The sequence below is a fragment of the Mesorhizobium sp. M00.F.Ca.ET.216.01.1.1 genome, assembly GCF_004010325.2.
GTDB lineage: Bacteria > Pseudomonadota > Alphaproteobacteria > Rhizobiales > Rhizobiaceae > Mesorhizobium.
On sequence record NZ_SADR02000002.1, the window covers coordinates 89,860 to 106,447 of the forward strand.

Consider the following 16,588-nt stretch of genomic DNA (forward strand, 5'->3'; position numbering starts at 1 on the left):
ACGGAGGGACGACATGCCACCCATGCTGTCACGCATCGGTGCCGCGGCACTCTTCTTGCTGTGTGCGACCGTTTCACAGGCTGCCTCTCTCAGGGTGGCGCCGACCAATCTGGAACTGATTGCTCCCGACAGCGCCGCCGTGCTCAATCTGCACAACGATGCCAAGCAGCCGATCAACGTGCAGCTTCGCGTTTTCAAATGGAGCCAGGTGGACGGCGTAGAACGGCTGGAGCCAACTTCTGATGTCGTCGCCAGCCCGCCGTCGACGCAACTCGGGCCAGACGCCGACTATGTCGTTCGCGTCGTGCGCCTGAGCAAAATCCCGGTGCGCTCGGAAGAGAGCTACCGGGTGCTGGTGGACGAATTGCCCGATCAATCGCGCAGAAAGGCTGGGACAGTCACCCTTGTGCTTCGCTATTCCGTGCCAGTCTTCTTTCGCAACCCGGACGCAAAGACCCCTGACGTATCGTTCAGCCTATCGCGGGCACGCGGCGGTCTCGTTCTGACGGCGCGCAACAATGGCGAAAGCCGCCTGAGACTGTCCAATATCAATCTAACGCAAGGCGGCAAGAAGCTTGGAAGCCGCAGCGGCTTAGTCGGCTACGTTTTGGGTGGCGCCATCATGCAATGGCCGATCGGCAGCCGCAGATCGCTGTCCGGAAGCTCTGTCACGCTGAAGGCACAGAGCGACTTCGGACCATTCAATGCCCCAGTTGCGATCAAAGGGCAGTAGGATCGCGGTCGTCGTTGCGGCACTTTTTTTCCTGTCCTGCCGGCGAACGCGCAGGATTCGCAATCCCAAATTGCGGAGCCCGCTCCCGCCCAAACGGAACGCCGCGATCTCTATCTCGAGGTGTTCATTAACGACGTCTCAACGGAGCTGATCGGCACCTTCACGCAATTCCCCGACGGTGGCCTGGCGGCAACCCCGGATGAGTTGACACAGGTCGGCTTGAAGCCGGTGGAGAGCGCTGCAGACCGCGATGGCCTGATCAGGGTCGATCGGCTTCCCGGCGTCTCTTTTCGGATCGATGAGGCAACCCAACGCCTCTACGTCACGACCACGAACGAGGGGCGCGCCGCGCACATCGTCGACTTCGGCGGGGACAAGAAGGAAGACCGGATTCAACCGCAGTCCGGCTATGGAGCGGTGCTCAATTATTCGCTCTTCGCCAGCTCCAACCAATTGTTCGAGAAGGACGTCGATCTGTTCCAGGGCATCTCCGGCGGCTTCGACGCACGACTATTCAGCCCGTTCGGCACACTCAGCCAAACTTCATCGCCGGTTATTCGGACGGCGAATTTGGCGGCTTCACGCGGCTCAACACGACGTGGAGTTACTCGGACCCGGAGCGGTTGATGACCTACCGGGCGGGGGATTTCATCTCCGGCGGGCTTTCCTGGACGCGGCCCGTCTACCTCGGTGGTGTCCAGGCTGAGCGCAACTTCGCCTTGCGACCCGATCTGGTCACGTTGCCGCTGCCCTCCTTCGGAGGGACCGCGGCCGTCCCCTCAACGCTTGAAGTCTACACCCACAACGTCCGCACCTATGCCGGCAGCATTCCGGCCGGCCCTTACCAGATCACCAACCTGCCGGTGTTTGCAGGCGCCGGCGAAGCGCAGGTCGTGTTGAGGGACAGTCTCGGTCGCGAGACGACAACCAGGCTCCCCCTCTACACGTCCAGCGACATGCTGGGTCAGGGCTTGCTCGATTTCTCGGCAGAGATTGGATTTCCGCGACGCAATTTCGGGATCGAATCCGACGACTATGACAGCCGCGTGTTTGCGGTCGCAACGGCGCGCTACGGCCTCACCAACTGGCTGACGCTCGAAGGCCATGCCGAGGGCGGCGAGGATCTGGTCAATGGCGGGGTGAGCGCCGCCTTCCCGCTCGGGCCTTATGGCGCGGCTTCGGTCGCGGTCGCCGGCAGCCATCATGCGGGGCGCACGGGCTCGCTTGTAAATGCGTCGCTGGAGATGAGCTACGAAGGCTGGTCTATCTACGGCCGAATCCAGCGCGCCTTCGGCGACTACGACGACATCGCCTCATGACGGCCGAGCCGTCGTTTTCCGATCCCGGCGACATTCCGATCTTCAGTGCAGACGTTCCGCGCGCGATTGACCAGGTCACCCTGACCATTCCAACGCCGCTCGACTTTTCGAGCTTCAACCTCTCCTACACGCACCTCGAAAGTGCCGAAGGCCAGAAGAGCCAGATCGTCGGCCTTTCCTACAGCCAGCAGATATTCAAACAAAGCAGCCTCTATGCCACGGCCTTTGTCGACCTTGAGGATCGCGGCAGCTTCGGGGTCTTTGCCGGCGTCTCCGTCCCGTTCGGCGACGATAGCACCGCGTCCACGGGGGTCGAGCAAGGACCTGACGGCCTGAATGTCGTGGCCGACATCGCCAAGTCGGAGCGACTGGAGGACGGCAGCATTGGCTGGCGAGCACGAACCTCGGAAGGCGACACGCCCAATCGTTCGGCCGCAGTGAGCTACCGCTCACCCTTCGCCCGTTTCGAGGCCGGCGTCCAACAATACGGCAAGGATGTTCGGGCGACAGCGCAAATGGACGGTGCGATTGCCGTGGCAGGCGGCGGGGTCTTTGCCACCAACCGTATCGACGATGCTTTCGCCGTCGTCGAGGTCGGCACCCCTGACGTCGATGTCCAATTCCAGAACCGGCCGGTCGGAAAGACCAATCGGCAAGGGCGTATTCTGGTCCCCGGCCTCAACTCCTATGAACCGAACACGGTTTCGATCGACCCCAAGAACTTGCCGGTCGATGCAGATGTCCCCGCAACCAACGAGGTGGTGATGCCGGCCGATCGCAGCGGCGTGGTGGTGAAGTTCGGGGTCTCTGAAGCGCCGGAGGCAGCGCTGGTCACCCTGGTCGACAGCAGCGGCGCGCCGCTGGAGGCCGGCCTGAAGGGTCGCGTCGAGGGTAGCGCGGAAGAATTCGTCATCGGCTACGACGGTCAAGCCTACATTCGCGGCCTCAATGCCCAGAATGCGGTTGTGATCGACCGCCTCGACGGAACCTCCTGCCGAGCCGACTTCCCCTATAAGCCCGAGCCAGGCCCGCAAGTCGCAATCAAGGACGTAGCCTGCCGCTGAAAACAGAAGAAAAAATGCTGCGCATCATCATCCTCTTGACCGTCGCGTTGAGTCCCTCGCTCGCCTGGGCGCAAAGCTGCAGCTTCAGCGTTTCCAACATGAACTTCGGTTCGATCGATACGCTGTCGGGCAGCCAGACCAACTCGACCGCCACGATCAGCATGAATTGCCTGGGTTTGGCCGGTCAGCGCATCCTGATTTGCCCAATCTCGGGACCGGCACGGGAGGCGCATCCTCGGCGGCCACACGTCAGATGCTGAGCGGAGCCAACAGCCTGAACTATCAGCTCTATTCGGATTCGGCGCGCAGCCTGGTTTGGGGCACTTATACGTGGGCATATGCCTCCCGCGCACCGGCGTTGGCATTGACGCCGAACATATTGGGTGCCGCATCCGGAACCGCGACCATTTACGGCGCGGTGTTTGGTGGCCAGGGAACGACGCCGCCGGGAACCTACCTCTCGGTGTTTTCCGGTGCATATGCCGAGTTCCGCTATCGCTACAGCACCGGCAACAATTGTGGTTCGGGTACCGGTATCCTGGCTCCAAGCCCAACCTTCACCGTAAATGCTGCGGTCGCCGCTAATTGCCTTGTGTCGACACAGAACATCGATTTCGGATCGACAGGGGTTCTTAGCGCCAATGTCGATGCGACCGGCCAGGTTTCGGTCACCTGCACGCCGGCAACGGCTTATACCGTCTCGCTGGGCGGCGGCACGACTGGTTCGCCGCCCACGGCGCGCAAGATGTCGAAGGTTGCGGAAACCGTGACCTACGGCCTCTACAAGGACGCCGGTCGGATTCAACCTTGGGGCGATGCCTCGACGCCTGGCAGCACAGTCCCGGGAACCGGAAGCGGTGCAGTGCAGAACTTGACCGTCTATGGCCGCGTGCCGCCGCAGGCGACGCCGTCGGCCGGCGTCTACACCGACACGGTCGTCGTCACCGTCACTTATTGAGACATCAGGGCATTGGCCGCCGACCGTGTCTCAAATCATCGCCATGCCGCCATTCACGTGGATGGTCTGGCCGGTGACGTAGGCCGCTTCGTTGGAAGCGAGATAGGCGACCGCGGAAGCGACCTCGGCGCTGGTGCCCATGCGCCTTGTCGGGATCGCCGCCATGATCGCCTCTTTCTGCTTGTCGTTGAGCTTGTCGGTCATCGCCGATTCGATGAAACCCGGGGCCACGCAGTTGACGGTGATGTTGCGGGTGGCGATCTCCTGCGCCAGCGACTTGGAAAAGCCGATCATGCCGGCCTTGGAGGCGCAGTAATTGGTCTGGCCGGGATTGCCGGTGACGCCGACCACCGAGGTGATGTTGATGATGCGGCCGTGCCGTCGCCGCATCATCGGATGGGTGAGTTCGCGGGTCAGCCGGAACACGGCGGTCAGATTGACTTCGAGCACGCTATCCCAGTCCGCGTCCGCCATGCGCACGAACAACCCGTCCTTGGTGATGCCGGCATTGTTGACCAGGATGTCGACGCCTTCGAGATCGGCCTCCGCCTTCTGGCCGAGCGCCTTGACCTCGTCGCGGCTGGAAAGATTGGCCGGAAACAGCTTGACCCGGTCGCCGAGCTCAGTTGCCAGCGCCTCCAGTTTCTCGACGCGGGTGCCGTGCAGGCCGACGATGGCGCCTTGCGCGTGCAGCACGCGGGCGATCGCTTCGCCGATGCCTCCCGATGCGCCGGTGACGAGCGCCTTGCGGCCAGTCAATTCGAACATGTCTTATCCTCTTCTCAAATCGTGCAGGCCGGTGAATTCGACTATCTGTAGACGTCGCCGCGATGACCTATGGTTACCACCAGAATGACGAGCCGGTCATCTTGGACATCGCAAATGATCCTGTAATCGCCGACGCGATATCTCCAGAAGGTTGCGAGCGGGCCTTTCAGCGGCTTGCCGAGTTCACGCGGATTGTCGACGACGGCAATGCGGTTTTCGATGAAGTCGCGGATGCGGTGACGTATCTGCGGATCCAGCTTTTCGACAGATTTGCGGGCCGAACGGGCGTATTCAAGCGTCCAGGCCACGCCAGAAGTCCTCGGCCTTCACGACGTCCTCTTCGCCACGCCTGATCCGCTCCAGGACCTCGGCTGCGAGGTAATAATCCTCCATGTCCTCCAAGCCGCGTTCGATGAGCTCGCGCAGATAATAGGCCTTGCTGCGGCCGGTCTTGGCCGCGAGAAAATCCAGGCGCTGCTCGACTTCAGGCGAAAGGCGGATCGATGTGGGCATGCCGCACCTCTTTGCGATACATGTATTCATGTAGCGCCACGCGCCGATGAATTCAAGCTGCGGTTCCCCCCAACGCCGCCAGCACCGCCTCGACATCGGCCGGCGTGCCGACGGCCGATGTGGCGATGTCGCGGTTGATGCGCCGCGCCAGGCCCGACAGCACCTTACCGGCGCCTACCTCGTAAAGCGTCGCAACGCCGTTGGCGCCGAACCATTCCACCGTTTCGCGCCAGCGCACGCGGCCGGTCACCTGCTCTACCAGGTGACGAGCGATCTCGTCCGGATCGCTCGACGGGATCACAATGACATTGGAAACGACGGGAACAACCGGCCTGTTCTTCGCCACGCCGGCCAACGCTTCGCGCATGATCTCTGCCGCAGGCTTCATCAGCGCCGAATGGAAGGGCGCCGAGACCTGCAGCATCAGCGCCCGCTTGGCGCCCTTTTCCGTGCACAGCCTAGCCGCCAGCTCGACCGCCGCCTTGGCGCCGGAGATCACCAGCTGGCCGCCGCCATTGTCGTTGGCGATCTGGCAAACGGATTGCCTGGCCGAGCCCTTGGCGGCTTCAGCGCAGGCGGCTTCGACATCGGCCTGCTCCAGTCCGATGATCGCTGCCATGGCGCCCTCACCGGCGGGTACTGCCGCCTGCATGGCGTTGCCGCGGATGCGCAGGAGCCTTGCTGCATCGGCAACCGAAACGAAACCGGCAGCGGCAAGTGCCGAATATTCGCCGAGCGAATGGCCGGCGACGTAAGCGACCTTGTCCTTCAGCGAGAAACCGCGCGACTCCAGCGCCCGGATCGCAGCAAGCGACACCGCCATCAGCGCCGGCTGGGCGTTCGCCGTCAGCGTCAGCGTCTCTTCCGGTCCTTCCCAGATCAACTTCGACAGGTTTTCGCCGAGCGCGGCGTCGACTTCCTCGAAGATCCTCCGCGATTCCGGAAAGGCGTCGGCGAGGTCCTTGCCCATGCCGACAGCCTGGCTGCCCTGTCCTGGAAAGGTGAATGCGACGGCCATGTGCGGCTCCCAAGCGGCTGATTTTGCCTTGCCTGTGACGCAAGGCAGGCGGCCAAGTCAAGTCCGCGATGGCCAGATCCAGGCCCGCTCTGGCACGTAGCTATCGGCCGAGTGCCTGTTCCAAAAGGCTTTTTGGCGATCACTCATGATGAAAATCGCTCACGATTCGTTTGCTGGCTCTTCTTATTTCCGCCACAGGCGCTAGCTTTGCGTGACAGTTCGATGACATTCGCGTGACGCGTGTGTTGCAGGCCGGGGGAACGACAAGGTGGCAAGGATTAGGAAAGGCGCAGGCAAGCCCGCGCCACAATTTCTGGAAGGCGATCCGTCCACCGGCTATCTGCCGGGGCGGAAATGGCCTGTCATCCGCTATGGCCTCGTCAGCCTGCTCGCCGCCGCCATCCTGGTGTTTGCGATCGAACTGATCGTGCGCGGCGACTTTGCCGGCACCGTGGCCTTCTTCCTGCAGCCCTTCAAGCCAGGCTGGACCACCATCATCATCTTCGCGCTGGTCCTGATCGGTCTCGACGCCATGCTCGGCCGCAGCCACCAGAGCCTGATGATCGTCGCGCCGCTGACGCTGTCGCTGGCCTTTGTCGGCCACCAGAAATCGCTCTATCTCGGTGATCCGCTCTATCCGACAGATTTCCTCTATTCCCGGCAGATCATGGCGCTGATGCCGCTTCTGGTGCGCGATCGCCCGTGGACCGCCGTCGCCATGGCGATCGGAATCGTCGGCGGGTTGTCGTTGCTCGTCTATGGCTGGCGGCTGTGGCGCCGCGTGCCGGCGCTAAGCCGCAAGGGCAGGCTTGCCCGGCTGACACTGACCGTGCCGCTGATCGCCTTCTTCGTCTCGATCATGGACTACGCCACCTTCTCATGGACCCGCGACCGGCTGCAGATCATCCCGATCATGTGGGACCAGAAGGAGAACTACGCCTCCAACGGCTTTGCGCTGGCCTTCGCGCTTAACGTGCCGATGGCCCATGTCTCGGCGCCGCCCGGCTATTCCGACAAGGCAATCGCGGCAATCGACAGGCCTAGCGTGACAGCCTCGGTGCCGGCCGAGAAGCCCGACATCATCGTCGTCATGAGCGAATCCTTCTGGGATCCGACCAAGCTGCCCGGCGTCACCATCACTCCGGATCCGATCCCCAGTGTGCGGGCGCTGCGCAACGGCTACATGTTCTCGCCCGAATTCGGCGGCATGACCGCCAATATCGAGTTCGAGGCGCTGACCGGCTTTTCCAACGCCTTCCTGCCGGCGGGCAGCATCCCCTACCAGCAATATGTGCGCACACCGACCCCCTCTCTGGCGACCTTCCTGAAAAGCCAGGGTTACAGGGCGCGCGCCATCCATCCGGGCACCAACTGGTTCTGGAACCGGGGCGCGGTCTATGCCGACTTCGGCTTCAACGACTTCAGGTCCGAGGAGACGCTGCCGCCGCTGCAAAAGCGCGGACCGCTGGCATCGGATGCGGCGATGACCGACGAGATCATCCGCGAGGCCGACGCCAGCGCCGATCCCGTCTTCTTCTTCGCAGTCAGCTTGCAGAACCACGGCCCCTACGAGCCGTATCGTTACTACAATCCGACCCACAAGGTGCAGGCGCCGATCAGCCAGTGGGCGCGTGAATCGCTGTTGAGCTACGCCGAAGGCTCTGCCGATGCGGACCGCGGCCTTAAACGGCTGATCGAATGGGCGAAGAAACGCGAACGGCCGACGGTGATCGCCTTCTTCGGTGACCACCTGCCGCCGCTCGGGCCGGTCTACGTCGAGACCGGTTTCCTGAAGGACAATGTCGCGCCGCGCAAGGAACCGTCCGCCGAGGCCGCATTGGAACATCACCAGACGCCGCTGATCATCTGGTCGAACCGCACCGGTCCGGCACAGAATGTGGGCGCTGTAAGTCCGGCCTTCCTGCCCTATCATATCCTGACCACGGCCGGCATCAGCCATCCCTACTATACCGGCTTCCTGGGCGCATTGCGCGAACGCTACCGCGTCGTCGACCGCAATCTGCTGTTGACGCCGGCGGGCGCGGCGACGCCGGACTGGGCGCGGCAGAAGAAGATTGACCCGGCGATCAACGATTTCCGCCTGCTGCAATTCGACATGATGTTCGGCAAGCGCCGCGCGGCGCCCGACTTCTTCCCCGAAACGGTGGTCAAGCCCGTCGCCCATATGAGCTGAAGGCCGAAAGGCCAGAACTGCCCGCGTTTTCGGCCCTGCGACAGCAAGGTCACCGCTCGGGGCGACGCTTGCCCTTGCCTTCCAGCCGGATTGCTGTATAGACGCCCGCAATCTGCCGGTCCTTGCTGGGGGCTGAACGGAGGGCCGGAGGTTTTTCGAAAACCTTCGTGTGAAGCCAGAAGCGCTTCCGCCTCCCGTGTCTCCGCTCTCGACCGTCTCGTCATGCTCCTTTCTTCCCCGCCCGTCGCGGGTCAGAGAAGTTGCAGAGGCTTTTGCCGCGAGGAACCGGGAGAGAAACGAAGAAAGGCACTGACACATCATGGCTCTATACGAACATGTGTTCCTTGCCCGGCAGGACCTCTCGCAGCAGCAGGTCGATGCGCTTGTCGAACAGTACAAGGGCGTCATCTCAGCGAATGGCGGGTCCGTCGGCCGGGTCGAGAACTGGGGACTGAAGTCCCTCACCTACCGGGTCAACAAGAACCGGAAGGCATACTACACGCTGATGGACCTCGACTGCCCGCCGGCCGCGCTCAACGAGATGGAGCGCCAGATGGGCCTGTCCGAGGACGTGCTGCGTTTCCTGACCGTCAAGGTCGATGCGCATGAGGAAGGCCCGTCGGCGATGATGCAGAAGCGCGAAGAACGCTCGGAACGCGGCGGCTTCGGCGACCGTGACCGTGGCGATCGCGGCCCGCGCTCGTTCGGCGACCGTGACCGCGGCGACCGTGGCGATCGTCCGCCGCGCTCGTTCGGCGACGCCGGTGCCGACCGTGGTCCGCGCCGTCCGCGCGAAGGCTTTGAAGGGGGTGCAGAATAATGGTCGACATCAACCAGATCCCGACCCGGCGCCCGTTCCACCGCCGTCGCAAGACCTGCCCGTTCTCCGGCGCCAACGCACCCAAGATCGATTACAAGGACGTGCGTCTCCTGCAGCGCTACATTTCAGAGCGCGGCAAGATCGTGCCGTCGCGCATCACCGCCGTCAGCCAGAAGAAGCAGCGCGAGCTCGCCAAGGCGATCAAGCGCGCCCGCTTCCTCGGCCTGCTGCCCTACGTGGTTCGCTAAGACTTTCGAAGCGGGTGGTTCGCCGCCCGCTTCTCTCCCCACGGCGACGGGCGCCGCAGGGTTTTGGCATCAAATCCCGGGTTGAGGTGGCAAAAACCTCTAACTGCCGCGACAGGCAGGACAGCGACATAGGCGGTAATGCCCTCAGCTTCCTGACCTGTTCCAGACAATTCGGCGCCGATCCTGTGGATTGACGCTCAAACGAAGGAACAAAACCATGGAAGTCATTCTTCTCGAACGCGTTTCCCGCCTCGGCCAGATGGGCGATACCGTCAAGGTCAGGGACGGGTTCGCCCGCAATTTCCTGCTGCCGCAGGGCAAGGCGCTGCGCGCCAACGAAGCCAACAAGAAGAAGTTCGAGGGCCAGCGCGCCCAGCTCGAAGCCCGCAACCTCGAGCGCAAGTCGGAAGCCACCCAGATTGCCGAAAAGCTCGACGGCAAGAGCTTCGTCGCCGTGCGTTCGGCCGGTGAGACTGGCCAGCTTTACGGTTCGGTGTCGACCCGCGACATCGCCGAGCTGCTGACGGCAGAAGGTTTTTCGGTCAACCGCAACCAGATCCTGCTCAACCAGCCGATCAAGACCATCGGCGTCACCAATGTGGCGATCGCGCTGCATCCGGAAGTCGAGGTCACCATCACGCTCAACATCGCCCGCACGGCCGACGAAGCCCAGCGCCAGGCCAAGGGCGAGACGCTGACCACCGCCGAGGCCATCTATGGCGAGGACATCAACGACAATGCGCGGCCGGAAAACTTCTTCGACCCGAATGCCGAATTCGAAGGCGGCGAAGAAGACAACGCCTGATCGCACATGACGGAGCGCATCCAAAGGGATGCGCGGCGCTGTAGTTGTTTCTGGACCAATGCCCGGGCCTCGCGCCCGGGCATTTTTGTGCCAAATGGAACTTTTCGAACCCCTATATCTTGTTGCAGACTAGGACAGCCTGTCTGACCGAGAGGGGATTTGGTCATGAACGTTCTGCTGAAACGCATTCTCGACCGCCTGGTGCGCACCGGCAATCTCAAGGTGACCGGGCCGAAGGGTTTTACAGTGGTTTTCGGCGACGGCAGCGGCGAGCCTGTGCACATGCACATCAAGACCGCGCATGCCGAGCGCGCCATCAGCTTCGATCCGATGCTGGCGGTGCCGGAAGCCTATATGGACGGCGAACTCGACATTCTCGAAGGCGGCGTGCTGGGTGTGATGCGCATCGCCTTCCAGAATATGGGCAGCGGCGGCATCGACGCCACCTGGTCGAAGGCGATCGAGGGCCTGCGCCACGCCTTCCGCCGCTTGCAACAGATCAACACGGCGGCGCGAGCACGCCGCAACGTGCAGCGCCACTACGATCTGTCGGGCGACCTCTACCGGCTCTTCCTCGACGACGACATGCAGTATTCCTGCGCCTATTTCGAGCAGCCGGACATGACGCTCGACGAGGCGCAGGCGGCCAAGAAGCGCCACATCGCCGCCAAGCTCAGGCTGAAGGCCGGCCAGACAGTGCTCGACATCGGCTCCGGCTGGGGCGGGCTCGGCCTCTATCTCGCCAAGGCGTTCGACGTTGACGTGCAAGGCGTGACGCTGTCGACCGAGCAGCACGGCGTCGCCACCGACCGCGCCCATGCGCAAGGCCTTGAAAACCGTGCGCATTTCGACCTGAAGGACTATCGTGAGCTCAACGAGCGTTTCGACCGTATCGTTTCGGTCGGCATGTTCGAGCATGTCGGCGTCAACCACTACCGCACCTTCTTCGAAAAGTCGGCGACGCTGCTGAAGCCGGACGGCGTCATGCTCTTGCACACGATCGGCCGCTCCGGCGTGCCGTGGGCGACCAGCGCCTTCATCCGCAAATACATCTTCCCGGGCGGCTACGTCCCCTCGCTCTCAGAAGTGATGCCGGCAATCGAGAAGTCGGGGCTCGTGGTCACCGACATCGAGATCCTGCGGCTCCACTATGCCGATACGCTGAAGCACTGGGGCCAGCGCTTCGCCGCCAACCGCGACAAGGCCAAGGCGATCTATGACGAGCGCTTCTGCCGCATGTGGGAGTTCTACCTGGCCGCCTCTGAGGCCGCCTTCCGCTGGCAGGACCTTGTGATCTTCCAGATCCAGATCGCCAAGAAGAACGACACGCTGCCGATGACGCGCGACTACATGGGCAAATGCGAGAAGGCGCTGGAGATGCGCGATATGGGCCGTCGACGGGAGTCGGCGGTCGCCAAGCCGGCCCGCCGCCGCAAGGTTGCCGATCAGGAATAGAACTGCCGGCGGCCTGGCAATCAATCGGCCATTGTTCTTGCCATTGCCTCCCCAAGCATGAAAAAGGTCTCGTGATCACGAGACCTTTTCATGACCTATCTCCTCTACATCGCCGCGGCGCTTGCCGAGATCGCCGGCTGCTTCTCGTTCTGGGCCTGGTGGCGGCTGGAGAAATCGCCGCTATGGCTGCTCCCCGGCCTTGCCTCGCTTGCCTTGTTCGGTTTCCTGCTGGCATTGGTCGACACAGTCGCCGCCGGCCGTGCCTACGCCGCCTATGGCGGCATCTACATCGCCGCCTCGCTTGGCTGGCTGTGGCTGGTGGAGGACGTGCGGCCCGACCGGTGGGATCTTGCCGGTGCCGCGCTTTGCGTCGCCGGCGCCTCGGTCATCCTGCTCGCACCGCGCGGAGTCTGAGCTATGGAACTTCCTGCTCCACTCCGGCAGGGCGTCGAGCGCCTCCTCGACAAGGTGCCGCTGCCTGTCCTCAAGCAGGCTGCGAAGACGCTGTCGGACCGCTACCGCGCCGAGCTGCGCGACGGCCGCCTGCATATGGCCGAGGAGATGGCGGTGAAGGCCTATCTGGCGACGCGACTGCCGGCGACCTATGCCGCCGTCCGCGCCAGCCTCGATGCGCTGACCGATGCCCGGCCCGATTATGCGCCAAAGACCTTGCTCGATGTCGGCGCCGGCCCTGGCACGGTGCTTTGGGCCACGGCAGACCTCTGGCAAGATTTCGAACAGGCCGTGCTGCTTGAAGCGAGTGCGGCGGTGCGCAAGGTCGGCGAGGCGCTTGCCGCCGACGCGACCACCGCCAGGATTGAATGGCTGGCCGGTGACATCACTATCGACCTCGCCGATCTCAAGCCCGCCGACCTGGTCACCGCAGCCTATGTTCTCGACGAGATCGCGCCGGCGTCGCTGCCGAAGCTCATCGGCCGGCTCTGGCAACTGACCGCGGACACGCTGCTGATCGTCGAGCCGGGCACGCCGGCTGGATGGCAGCGCATTCTTGCCGTGCGCCGGCAGTTGATCGAGGCGGGCGCGCATGTGCTTGCGCCTTGCCCGCATGACGCGCCCTGCCCGCTCGCTGCGCCCGACTGGTGCCATTTTTCCCGCCGCGTCGCCCGCTCGCGCCTGCACCGGCTGGCCAAGGATGCCGACGTACCATGGGAGGACGAGAAGTTTATCTACGTCGCAGCTTCGCGCCAGCCGACCGATCCGCCTCGGGGACGGGTGATCGCGCCGCCGAAATCGGGCTCCGGCAAGGTTTTGCTGAAGCTTTGCCAAGAGGATGGCGGCGCTGCCGAGAAACTGTTCAGCAAGCGCGACGGCGAGACGTTCAAGGCCGCGCGGCGGTTGGACTGGGGTGATGTGCTGCCGGAATGAATCCGGCCGATATTTTCCTGTTTTGTTCTCGTTCGAGAACGACTAGGCTCGTCGTCCTGATTCGAGTCAACCGGGATTCTTTCCACCGAAAAATCTTGGCTGTGAATCGCGGGCACCAAGGCTGATTGGTTAGACACTGATGCAGATAAGTCATCACTGACTTGTCCCATTCTGATATCGAGAAAACGGGATCGGAATCGGGGACATGATGGCAGAGGCAGCACGAAAATTCGGCGTGGCGGAAACACCGCTTTACCGCGAGGCGCCGAACAACATCGAGGCCGAGCAGGCGCTGCTTGGCGCCATCCTGGTCAACAACGACGCCTTCTACCGCGTCTCCGACTTCCTTAAATCAGGCCATTTCTACGAGCCGTTGCACCGCAAGATTTTCGAGGTCGCGGCCGAGCTCATCCGCATGGGCAAGGTGGCGACGCCGATCACGCTGAAGACCTTCCTGCCGGCCGACGAGAAGGTGGGCGACATGACTGTGGCGCAATATGTCGTACGGCTGGCCGTTGAGGCGGTCACCGTCGTCAATGCCACCGACTATGGCCGCGCCATCTACGACCTGGCGACGCGACGGGCGCTGATCACCGTCGGCGAGGACATGGTCAACATCGCCTATGATGCGCCGGTCGACATGTCACCGTCCGAGCAGATCGAGGATGCCGAGCGACGCCTGTTCGAGCTGGCCGAGACCGGCCGCTACGACGGCGGCTTCGAGAGCTTTACCGACGCGGTCAAGACCGCCGTCGACATGGCCAACGCCGCCTATATGCGCGAGGGGCATCTGTCGGGCGTTGCAACCGGCCTGCGCGACCTCGACCGCCGCATGGGCGGCCTGCAGCCGTCCGACTTGATCATCATCGCTGGCCGTCCGGGTATGGGCAAGACATCGCTTGCCACCAACATGGCCTTCAACATCGCCGAGGCCTATGTGCCGGCGCAGCAGGCCGACGGCTCGTTCAAGGCAGCCAATGGCGGTGTCGTCGGCTTCTTCTCGCTCGAAATGTCGTCGGAACAGCTCGCCACCCGTATCATCTCCGAGCAGACCGAAATCCCGTCGTCGAAGATCCGCCGCGGCGAGATCAGCGAGATGGATTTCGAAAAGCTCGTCGCCTGTTCGCAGACCATGCAGAAGATCCCGCTGTTCATCGACCAGACCGGCGGCATCTCCATTGCTCAGCTGTCTGCCCGCGCGCGCCGTCTGAAGCGCCAGCGCGGCCTCGACGTCATCGTCATCGACTATATCCAGCTGATGCAGGGATCGAGCTCGAAATCCTCGCAGAACCGCGTGCAGGAGATCACCGAGATCACCACCGGGCTGAAGGCTCTGGCCAAGGAGCTGGCGGTGCCGATCATCGCGCTGTCGCAGCTGTCGCGTCAGGTCGAAAGCCGTGACGACAAGCGCCCGCAGCTCTCGGACCTGCGTGAATCCGGTTCGATCGAGCAGGATGCCGACGTGGTGCTGTTCGTCTACCGCGAGGAATATTACCTCAAGAACCGCGAACCCAAGCCCGGCACCGACGAATACATCAAGTGGGAAAACGAGATGAACGAAATGCGCGGCAAGGCCGAAGTCATCGTCGCCAAGCAGCGCCACGGCCCGACCGGCTCGGTCAGCCTCGCCTTCCAGGGCGAGTTCACCCGCTTCTCCGACCTGGCCGAGGAGCATCATCTGCCGGACAGGTTTGAGTAGGCGTTTGTCCGCGGTCACAACAAAAATGCGGGATCACGGCGCTCTACGGCGCCCCCCTCTGTCCGGCAAGACAGAGGGGGGCGCGAAGGATCACGCCGTCCGCCAGCGGGCGAGAAGGTAAGAGCTTGGCCAAATCGCGCGTCCAGTTCATCTGCCAGAATTGCGGATCGGTGCATCAGCGCTGGGCCGGCAAATGCGATGCCTGCGGCGAATGGAACACGCTGGTCGAGGAAGGCACATCAGGCGGCATCGGTTCGGGGCCGGCCAACACACGCAATGCGCGCAAGGGCCGCGCCGTAGTGCTGACGACACTGTCCGGCGACATCGAGGATGCGCCGCGCATCGTTTCCGGCATCGGCGAGCTCGACCGCGCCACTGGCGGCGGCTTCGTGCGCGGCTCGGCGCTTCTAGTCGGCGGCGATCCCGGCATCGGCAAGTCGACGCTGCTCACCCAGGCGGCGGCAGCACTGGCGGCAAAGGGCCACCGCATCGTCTATGTCTCGGGCGAGGAGGCGGTTGCCCAGATCAGGCTGCGCGCGCAGCGCCTAGGCGTCGCCGCAACCCCGGTCGAACTTGCCGCCGAGACCAATGTCGAGGACATCCTCGCCACAATCGCCGACGGCAAGCGGCCGGACCTGGTGATCCTCGATTCGATCCAGACGTTGTGGACCGACATGGCCGAATCGGCGCCCGGCACCGTCACACAGGTACGCGCCGCCGCCCAGGCGATGATCCGCTACGCGAAATCCACAGGGGCGGCGATCGTGCTGGTCGGCCACGTCACCAAGGAAGGCCAGATCGCCGGGCCGCGCGTCGTCGAACACATGGTCGACGCGGTGCTCTATTTCGAGGGCGAGGGCGGCCACCATTACCGCATTCTGCGCACGGTGAAGAACCGCTTCGGGCCGACCGACGAGATCGGCGTCTTCGAAATGTCGGACAAAGGCTTGAGGGAAGTCGCCAACCCGTCCGAGCTTTTCCTTGGCGAGCGCCATGCGAAATCGGCGGGTGCGGCGGTTTTTGCCGGCATGGAAGGAACCAGGCCGGTGCTGGTCGAGATTCAGGCGCTGGTGGCGCCATCGTCACTCGGCACGCCGCGCCGCGCCGTCGTCGGCTGGGACGGCGCCCGGCTGTCGATGATCCTCGCCGTCCTCGAAGCCCATTGCGGGGTGCGCTTCGGCACCCACGACGTCTACCTCAACGTCGCTGGCGGCTACCGGATCAGCGAGCCGGCTGCCGATCTGGCGGTGGCTGCCGCGCTGGTTTCATCGCTCACCGGTCTTGCCCTTCCTGCAGATTGCGTCTATTTCGGCGAAATCAGCCTGTCGGGCGCGGTGAGGCCGGTTGCGCATGCGCAACAGCGGCTCAAAGAAGCCGAAAAGCTGGGTTTCGGAAGCGCGGTTCTGCCCTTGGGCAGCGAGGAACTTGCCGGGGGGATCGGGGCCGGCGCTTTCCAGCCCACCGAGCTTGCCGATCTTGTGGCGCGCATAGCCGGCTCACGGCGCAGCCGCGCCGACGAGCAAGACTAGTGCATGTCGCCCAAAAGTGCGCAGCGGTTTTGGGACAACGACATGCATCAAACAAAAGACTTGATGCGCGCCGCATGAA

Annotated in this window: 20 protein-coding genes; 15 read left to right on the forward strand and 5 right to left on the reverse strand. The window is 63.4% G+C overall.

The window, feature by feature from the left end; genetic code table 11:
* Window positions 1-13: 13 nt before the first annotated feature.
* The 4 genes from EN859_RS03265 to EN859_RS40415 all read left to right on the forward strand — a co-directional run bounded on the left by EN859_RS03265 (window position 14) and on the right by EN859_RS40415 (window position 3,116).
* The gene (locus EN859_RS03265) at window positions 14-733 is read left to right on the forward strand and encodes a molecular chaperone (protein ID WP_127851503.1); all 720 of its coding nucleotides are present in this window, start codon (window positions 14-16) and stop codon (window positions 731-733) included.
* Window positions 734-853: 120 nt separating this feature from the next.
* Window positions 854-1,360, forward strand: a complete 507-nt coding sequence (locus EN859_RS40405) for a hypothetical protein (protein ID WP_348632906.1) — start codon at window positions 854-856, stop codon at window positions 1,358-1,360.
* On the forward strand, window positions 1,360-2,052 hold the full coding sequence (locus EN859_RS40410) for a fimbria/pilus outer membrane usher protein (protein WP_348632907.1): 693 nt from the start codon (window positions 1,360-1,362) through the stop codon (window positions 2,050-2,052). Before EN859_RS40405 ends, EN859_RS40410 begins: the two co-directional genes overlap by 1 nt.
* Complete coding sequence (locus tag EN859_RS40415; protein ID WP_348632908.1) at window positions 2,049-3,116, forward strand: fimbria/pilus outer membrane usher protein; 1,068 nt, start codon at window positions 2,049-2,051, stop codon at window positions 3,114-3,116. Before EN859_RS40410 ends, EN859_RS40415 begins: the two co-directional genes overlap by 4 nt.
* Here the strand turns inward: EN859_RS40415 and EN859_RS40420 are convergent.
* Window positions 3,094-3,279 (reverse strand): hypothetical protein, encoded by a 186-nt coding sequence (locus EN859_RS40420; RefSeq protein WP_348632914.1) that lies wholly within the window; start codon window positions 3,277-3,279, stop codon window positions 3,094-3,096. The two genes, EN859_RS40415 and EN859_RS40420, sit on opposite strands and share 23 nt — an antisense overlap.
* Here EN859_RS40420 and EN859_RS40425 point away from each other — a divergent pair.
* Window positions 3,215-3,376 (forward strand): hypothetical protein, encoded by a 162-nt coding sequence (locus EN859_RS40425; RefSeq protein ID WP_348632913.1) that lies wholly within the window; start codon window positions 3,215-3,217, stop codon window positions 3,374-3,376. The two genes, EN859_RS40420 and EN859_RS40425, sit on opposite strands and share 65 nt — an antisense overlap.
* The gene (locus EN859_RS03275; protein ID WP_348632909.1) at window positions 3,370-4,074 is read left to right on the forward strand and encodes a spore coat U domain-containing protein; all 705 of its coding nucleotides are present in this window, start codon (window positions 3,370-3,372) and stop codon (window positions 4,072-4,074) included. The genes EN859_RS40425 and EN859_RS03275 overlap by 7 nt, the downstream gene beginning before the upstream one ends.
* A gap of 30 nt (window positions 4,075-4,104) precedes the next feature.
* Here EN859_RS03275 and fabG read toward each other — a convergent pair whose 3' ends face one another.
* From fabG to fabD, 4 genes are read right to left on the reverse strand one after another with little or no spacing between them, the layout of a single operon-like run.
* On the reverse strand, window positions 4,105-4,842 hold the full coding sequence (gene fabG / locus EN859_RS03280) for a 3-oxoacyl-[acyl-carrier-protein] reductase (protein WP_127851504.1): 738 nt from the start codon (window positions 4,840-4,842) through the stop codon (window positions 4,105-4,107).
* Window positions 4,843-4,883: 41 nt separating this feature from the next.
* Window positions 4,884-5,150 carry a type II toxin-antitoxin system RelE/ParE family toxin gene (locus EN859_RS03285; protein ID WP_127851505.1) on the reverse strand — a complete coding sequence of 89 codons (267 nt, stop codon included), beginning with the start codon at window positions 5,148-5,150 and terminating at the stop codon, window positions 4,884-4,886.
* The gene (locus EN859_RS03290; RefSeq protein ID WP_127851506.1) at window positions 5,134-5,355 is read right to left on the reverse strand and encodes a ribbon-helix-helix protein, CopG family; all 222 of its coding nucleotides are present in this window, start codon (window positions 5,353-5,355) and stop codon (window positions 5,134-5,136) included. The genes EN859_RS03285 and EN859_RS03290 overlap by 17 nt, the downstream gene beginning before the upstream one ends.
* A gap of 52 nt (window positions 5,356-5,407) precedes the next feature.
* On the reverse strand, window positions 5,408-6,373 hold the full coding sequence (gene fabD / locus EN859_RS03295; RefSeq protein ID WP_127851507.1) for an ACP S-malonyltransferase: 966 nt from the start codon (window positions 6,371-6,373) through the stop codon (window positions 5,408-5,410).
* A 268-nt stretch (window positions 6,374-6,641) separates the two neighbouring features.
* Between fabD and EN859_RS03300 the strand changes: the two genes are divergently transcribed.
* The 9 genes from EN859_RS03300 to radA all read left to right on the forward strand — a co-directional run bounded on the left by EN859_RS03300 (window position 6,642) and on the right by radA (window position 16,509).
* A complete protein-coding gene (locus EN859_RS03300) occupies window positions 6,642-8,567 on the forward strand; it encodes an LTA synthase family protein (protein ID WP_127851508.1) in 1,926 nt (641 codons plus the stop codon).
* Between the two features lie 319 nt (window positions 8,568-8,886).
* Window positions 8,887-9,387: a 30S ribosomal protein S6 gene (gene rpsF / locus EN859_RS03305; protein ID WP_127851509.1), complete on the forward strand. Its 501-nt coding sequence runs from the start codon at window positions 8,887-8,889 to the stop codon at window positions 9,385-9,387.
* Window positions 9,387-9,635: a 30S ribosomal protein S18 gene (rpsR, locus tag EN859_RS03310; RefSeq protein WP_006203718.1), complete on the forward strand. Its 249-nt coding sequence runs from the start codon at window positions 9,387-9,389 to the stop codon at window positions 9,633-9,635. The genes rpsF and rpsR overlap by 1 nt, the downstream gene beginning before the upstream one ends.
* A gap of 217 nt (window positions 9,636-9,852) precedes the next feature.
* Window positions 9,853-10,440, forward strand: a complete 588-nt coding sequence (gene rplI, locus EN859_RS03315; protein WP_127851510.1) for a 50S ribosomal protein L9 — start codon at window positions 9,853-9,855, stop codon at window positions 10,438-10,440.
* 165 nt (window positions 10,441-10,605) lie between these two features.
* The gene (locus EN859_RS03320; RefSeq protein ID WP_127851511.1) at window positions 10,606-11,895 is read left to right on the forward strand and encodes a cyclopropane-fatty-acyl-phospholipid synthase family protein; all 1,290 of its coding nucleotides are present in this window, start codon (window positions 10,606-10,608) and stop codon (window positions 11,893-11,895) included.
* 90 nt (window positions 11,896-11,985) lie between these two features.
* Window positions 11,986-12,309, forward strand: a complete 324-nt coding sequence (locus EN859_RS03325; protein ID WP_127851512.1) for a YnfA family protein — start codon at window positions 11,986-11,988, stop codon at window positions 12,307-12,309.
* Between the two features lie 3 nt (window positions 12,310-12,312).
* Window positions 12,313-13,281: a small ribosomal subunit Rsm22 family protein gene (locus EN859_RS03330; RefSeq protein WP_127851513.1), complete on the forward strand. Its 969-nt coding sequence runs from the start codon at window positions 12,313-12,315 to the stop codon at window positions 13,279-13,281.
* A 208-nt stretch (window positions 13,282-13,489) separates the two neighbouring features.
* On the forward strand, window positions 13,490-14,980 hold the full coding sequence (locus tag EN859_RS03335) for a replicative DNA helicase (RefSeq protein ID WP_127851807.1): 1,491 nt from the start codon (window positions 13,490-13,492) through the stop codon (window positions 14,978-14,980).
* A 125-nt stretch (window positions 14,981-15,105) separates the two neighbouring features.
* On the forward strand, window positions 15,106-16,509 hold the full coding sequence (radA, locus tag EN859_RS03340; RefSeq protein ID WP_127851514.1) for a DNA repair protein RadA: 1,404 nt from the start codon (window positions 15,106-15,108) through the stop codon (window positions 16,507-16,509).
* Window positions 16,510-16,588: the final 79 nt, after the last annotated feature.

Bases quoted from the DNA above. Each gene is read 5' to 3' on its own strand.
- EN859_RS03265 (WP_127851503.1), top strand. From the start codon at position 14: ATGCCACCCATGCTGTCACGCATCGGTGCCGCGGCACTCTTCTTGCTG.
- EN859_RS40410 (WP_348632907.1), top strand. From the start codon at position 1,360: ATGACCTACCGGGCGGGGGATTTCATCTCCGGCGGGCTTTCCTGGACG.
- EN859_RS40415 (WP_348632908.1), top strand. From the start codon at position 2,049: ATGACGGCCGAGCCGTCGTTTTCCGATCCCGGCGACATTCCGATCTTC.
- EN859_RS40425 (WP_348632913.1), top strand. From the start codon at position 3,215: ATGAACTTCGGTTCGATCGATACGCTGTCGGGCAGCCAGACCAACTCG.
- EN859_RS40420 (WP_348632914.1), bottom strand. From the start codon at position 3,279: ATGCTGATCGTGGCGGTCGAGTTGGTCTGGCTGCCCGACAGCGTATCG.
- EN859_RS03275 (WP_348632909.1), top strand. From the start codon at position 3,370: ATGCTGAGCGGAGCCAACAGCCTGAACTATCAGCTCTATTCGGATTCG.
- fabG (WP_127851504.1), bottom strand. From the start codon at position 4,842: ATGTTCGAATTGACTGGCCGCAAGGCGCTCGTCACCGGCGCATCGGGA.
- EN859_RS03290 (WP_127851506.1), bottom strand. From the start codon at position 5,355: ATGCCCACATCGATCCGCCTTTCGCCTGAAGTCGAGCAGCGCCTGGAT.
- fabD (WP_127851507.1), bottom strand. From the start codon at position 6,373: ATGGCCGTCGCATTCACCTTTCCAGGACAGGGCAGCCAGGCTGTCGGC.
- rpsF (WP_127851509.1), top strand. From the start codon at position 8,887: ATGGCTCTATACGAACATGTGTTCCTTGCCCGGCAGGACCTCTCGCAG.
- rpsR (WP_006203718.1), top strand. From the start codon at position 9,387: ATGGTCGACATCAACCAGATCCCGACCCGGCGCCCGTTCCACCGCCGT.
- rplI (WP_127851510.1), top strand. From the start codon at position 9,853: ATGGAAGTCATTCTTCTCGAACGCGTTTCCCGCCTCGGCCAGATGGGC.
- EN859_RS03320 (WP_127851511.1), top strand. From the start codon at position 10,606: ATGAACGTTCTGCTGAAACGCATTCTCGACCGCCTGGTGCGCACCGGC.
- EN859_RS03325 (WP_127851512.1), top strand. From the start codon at position 11,986: ATGACCTATCTCCTCTACATCGCCGCGGCGCTTGCCGAGATCGCCGGC.
- EN859_RS03330 (WP_127851513.1), top strand. From the start codon at position 12,313: ATGGAACTTCCTGCTCCACTCCGGCAGGGCGTCGAGCGCCTCCTCGAC.
- EN859_RS03335 (WP_127851807.1), top strand. From the start codon at position 13,490: ATGGCAGAGGCAGCACGAAAATTCGGCGTGGCGGAAACACCGCTTTAC.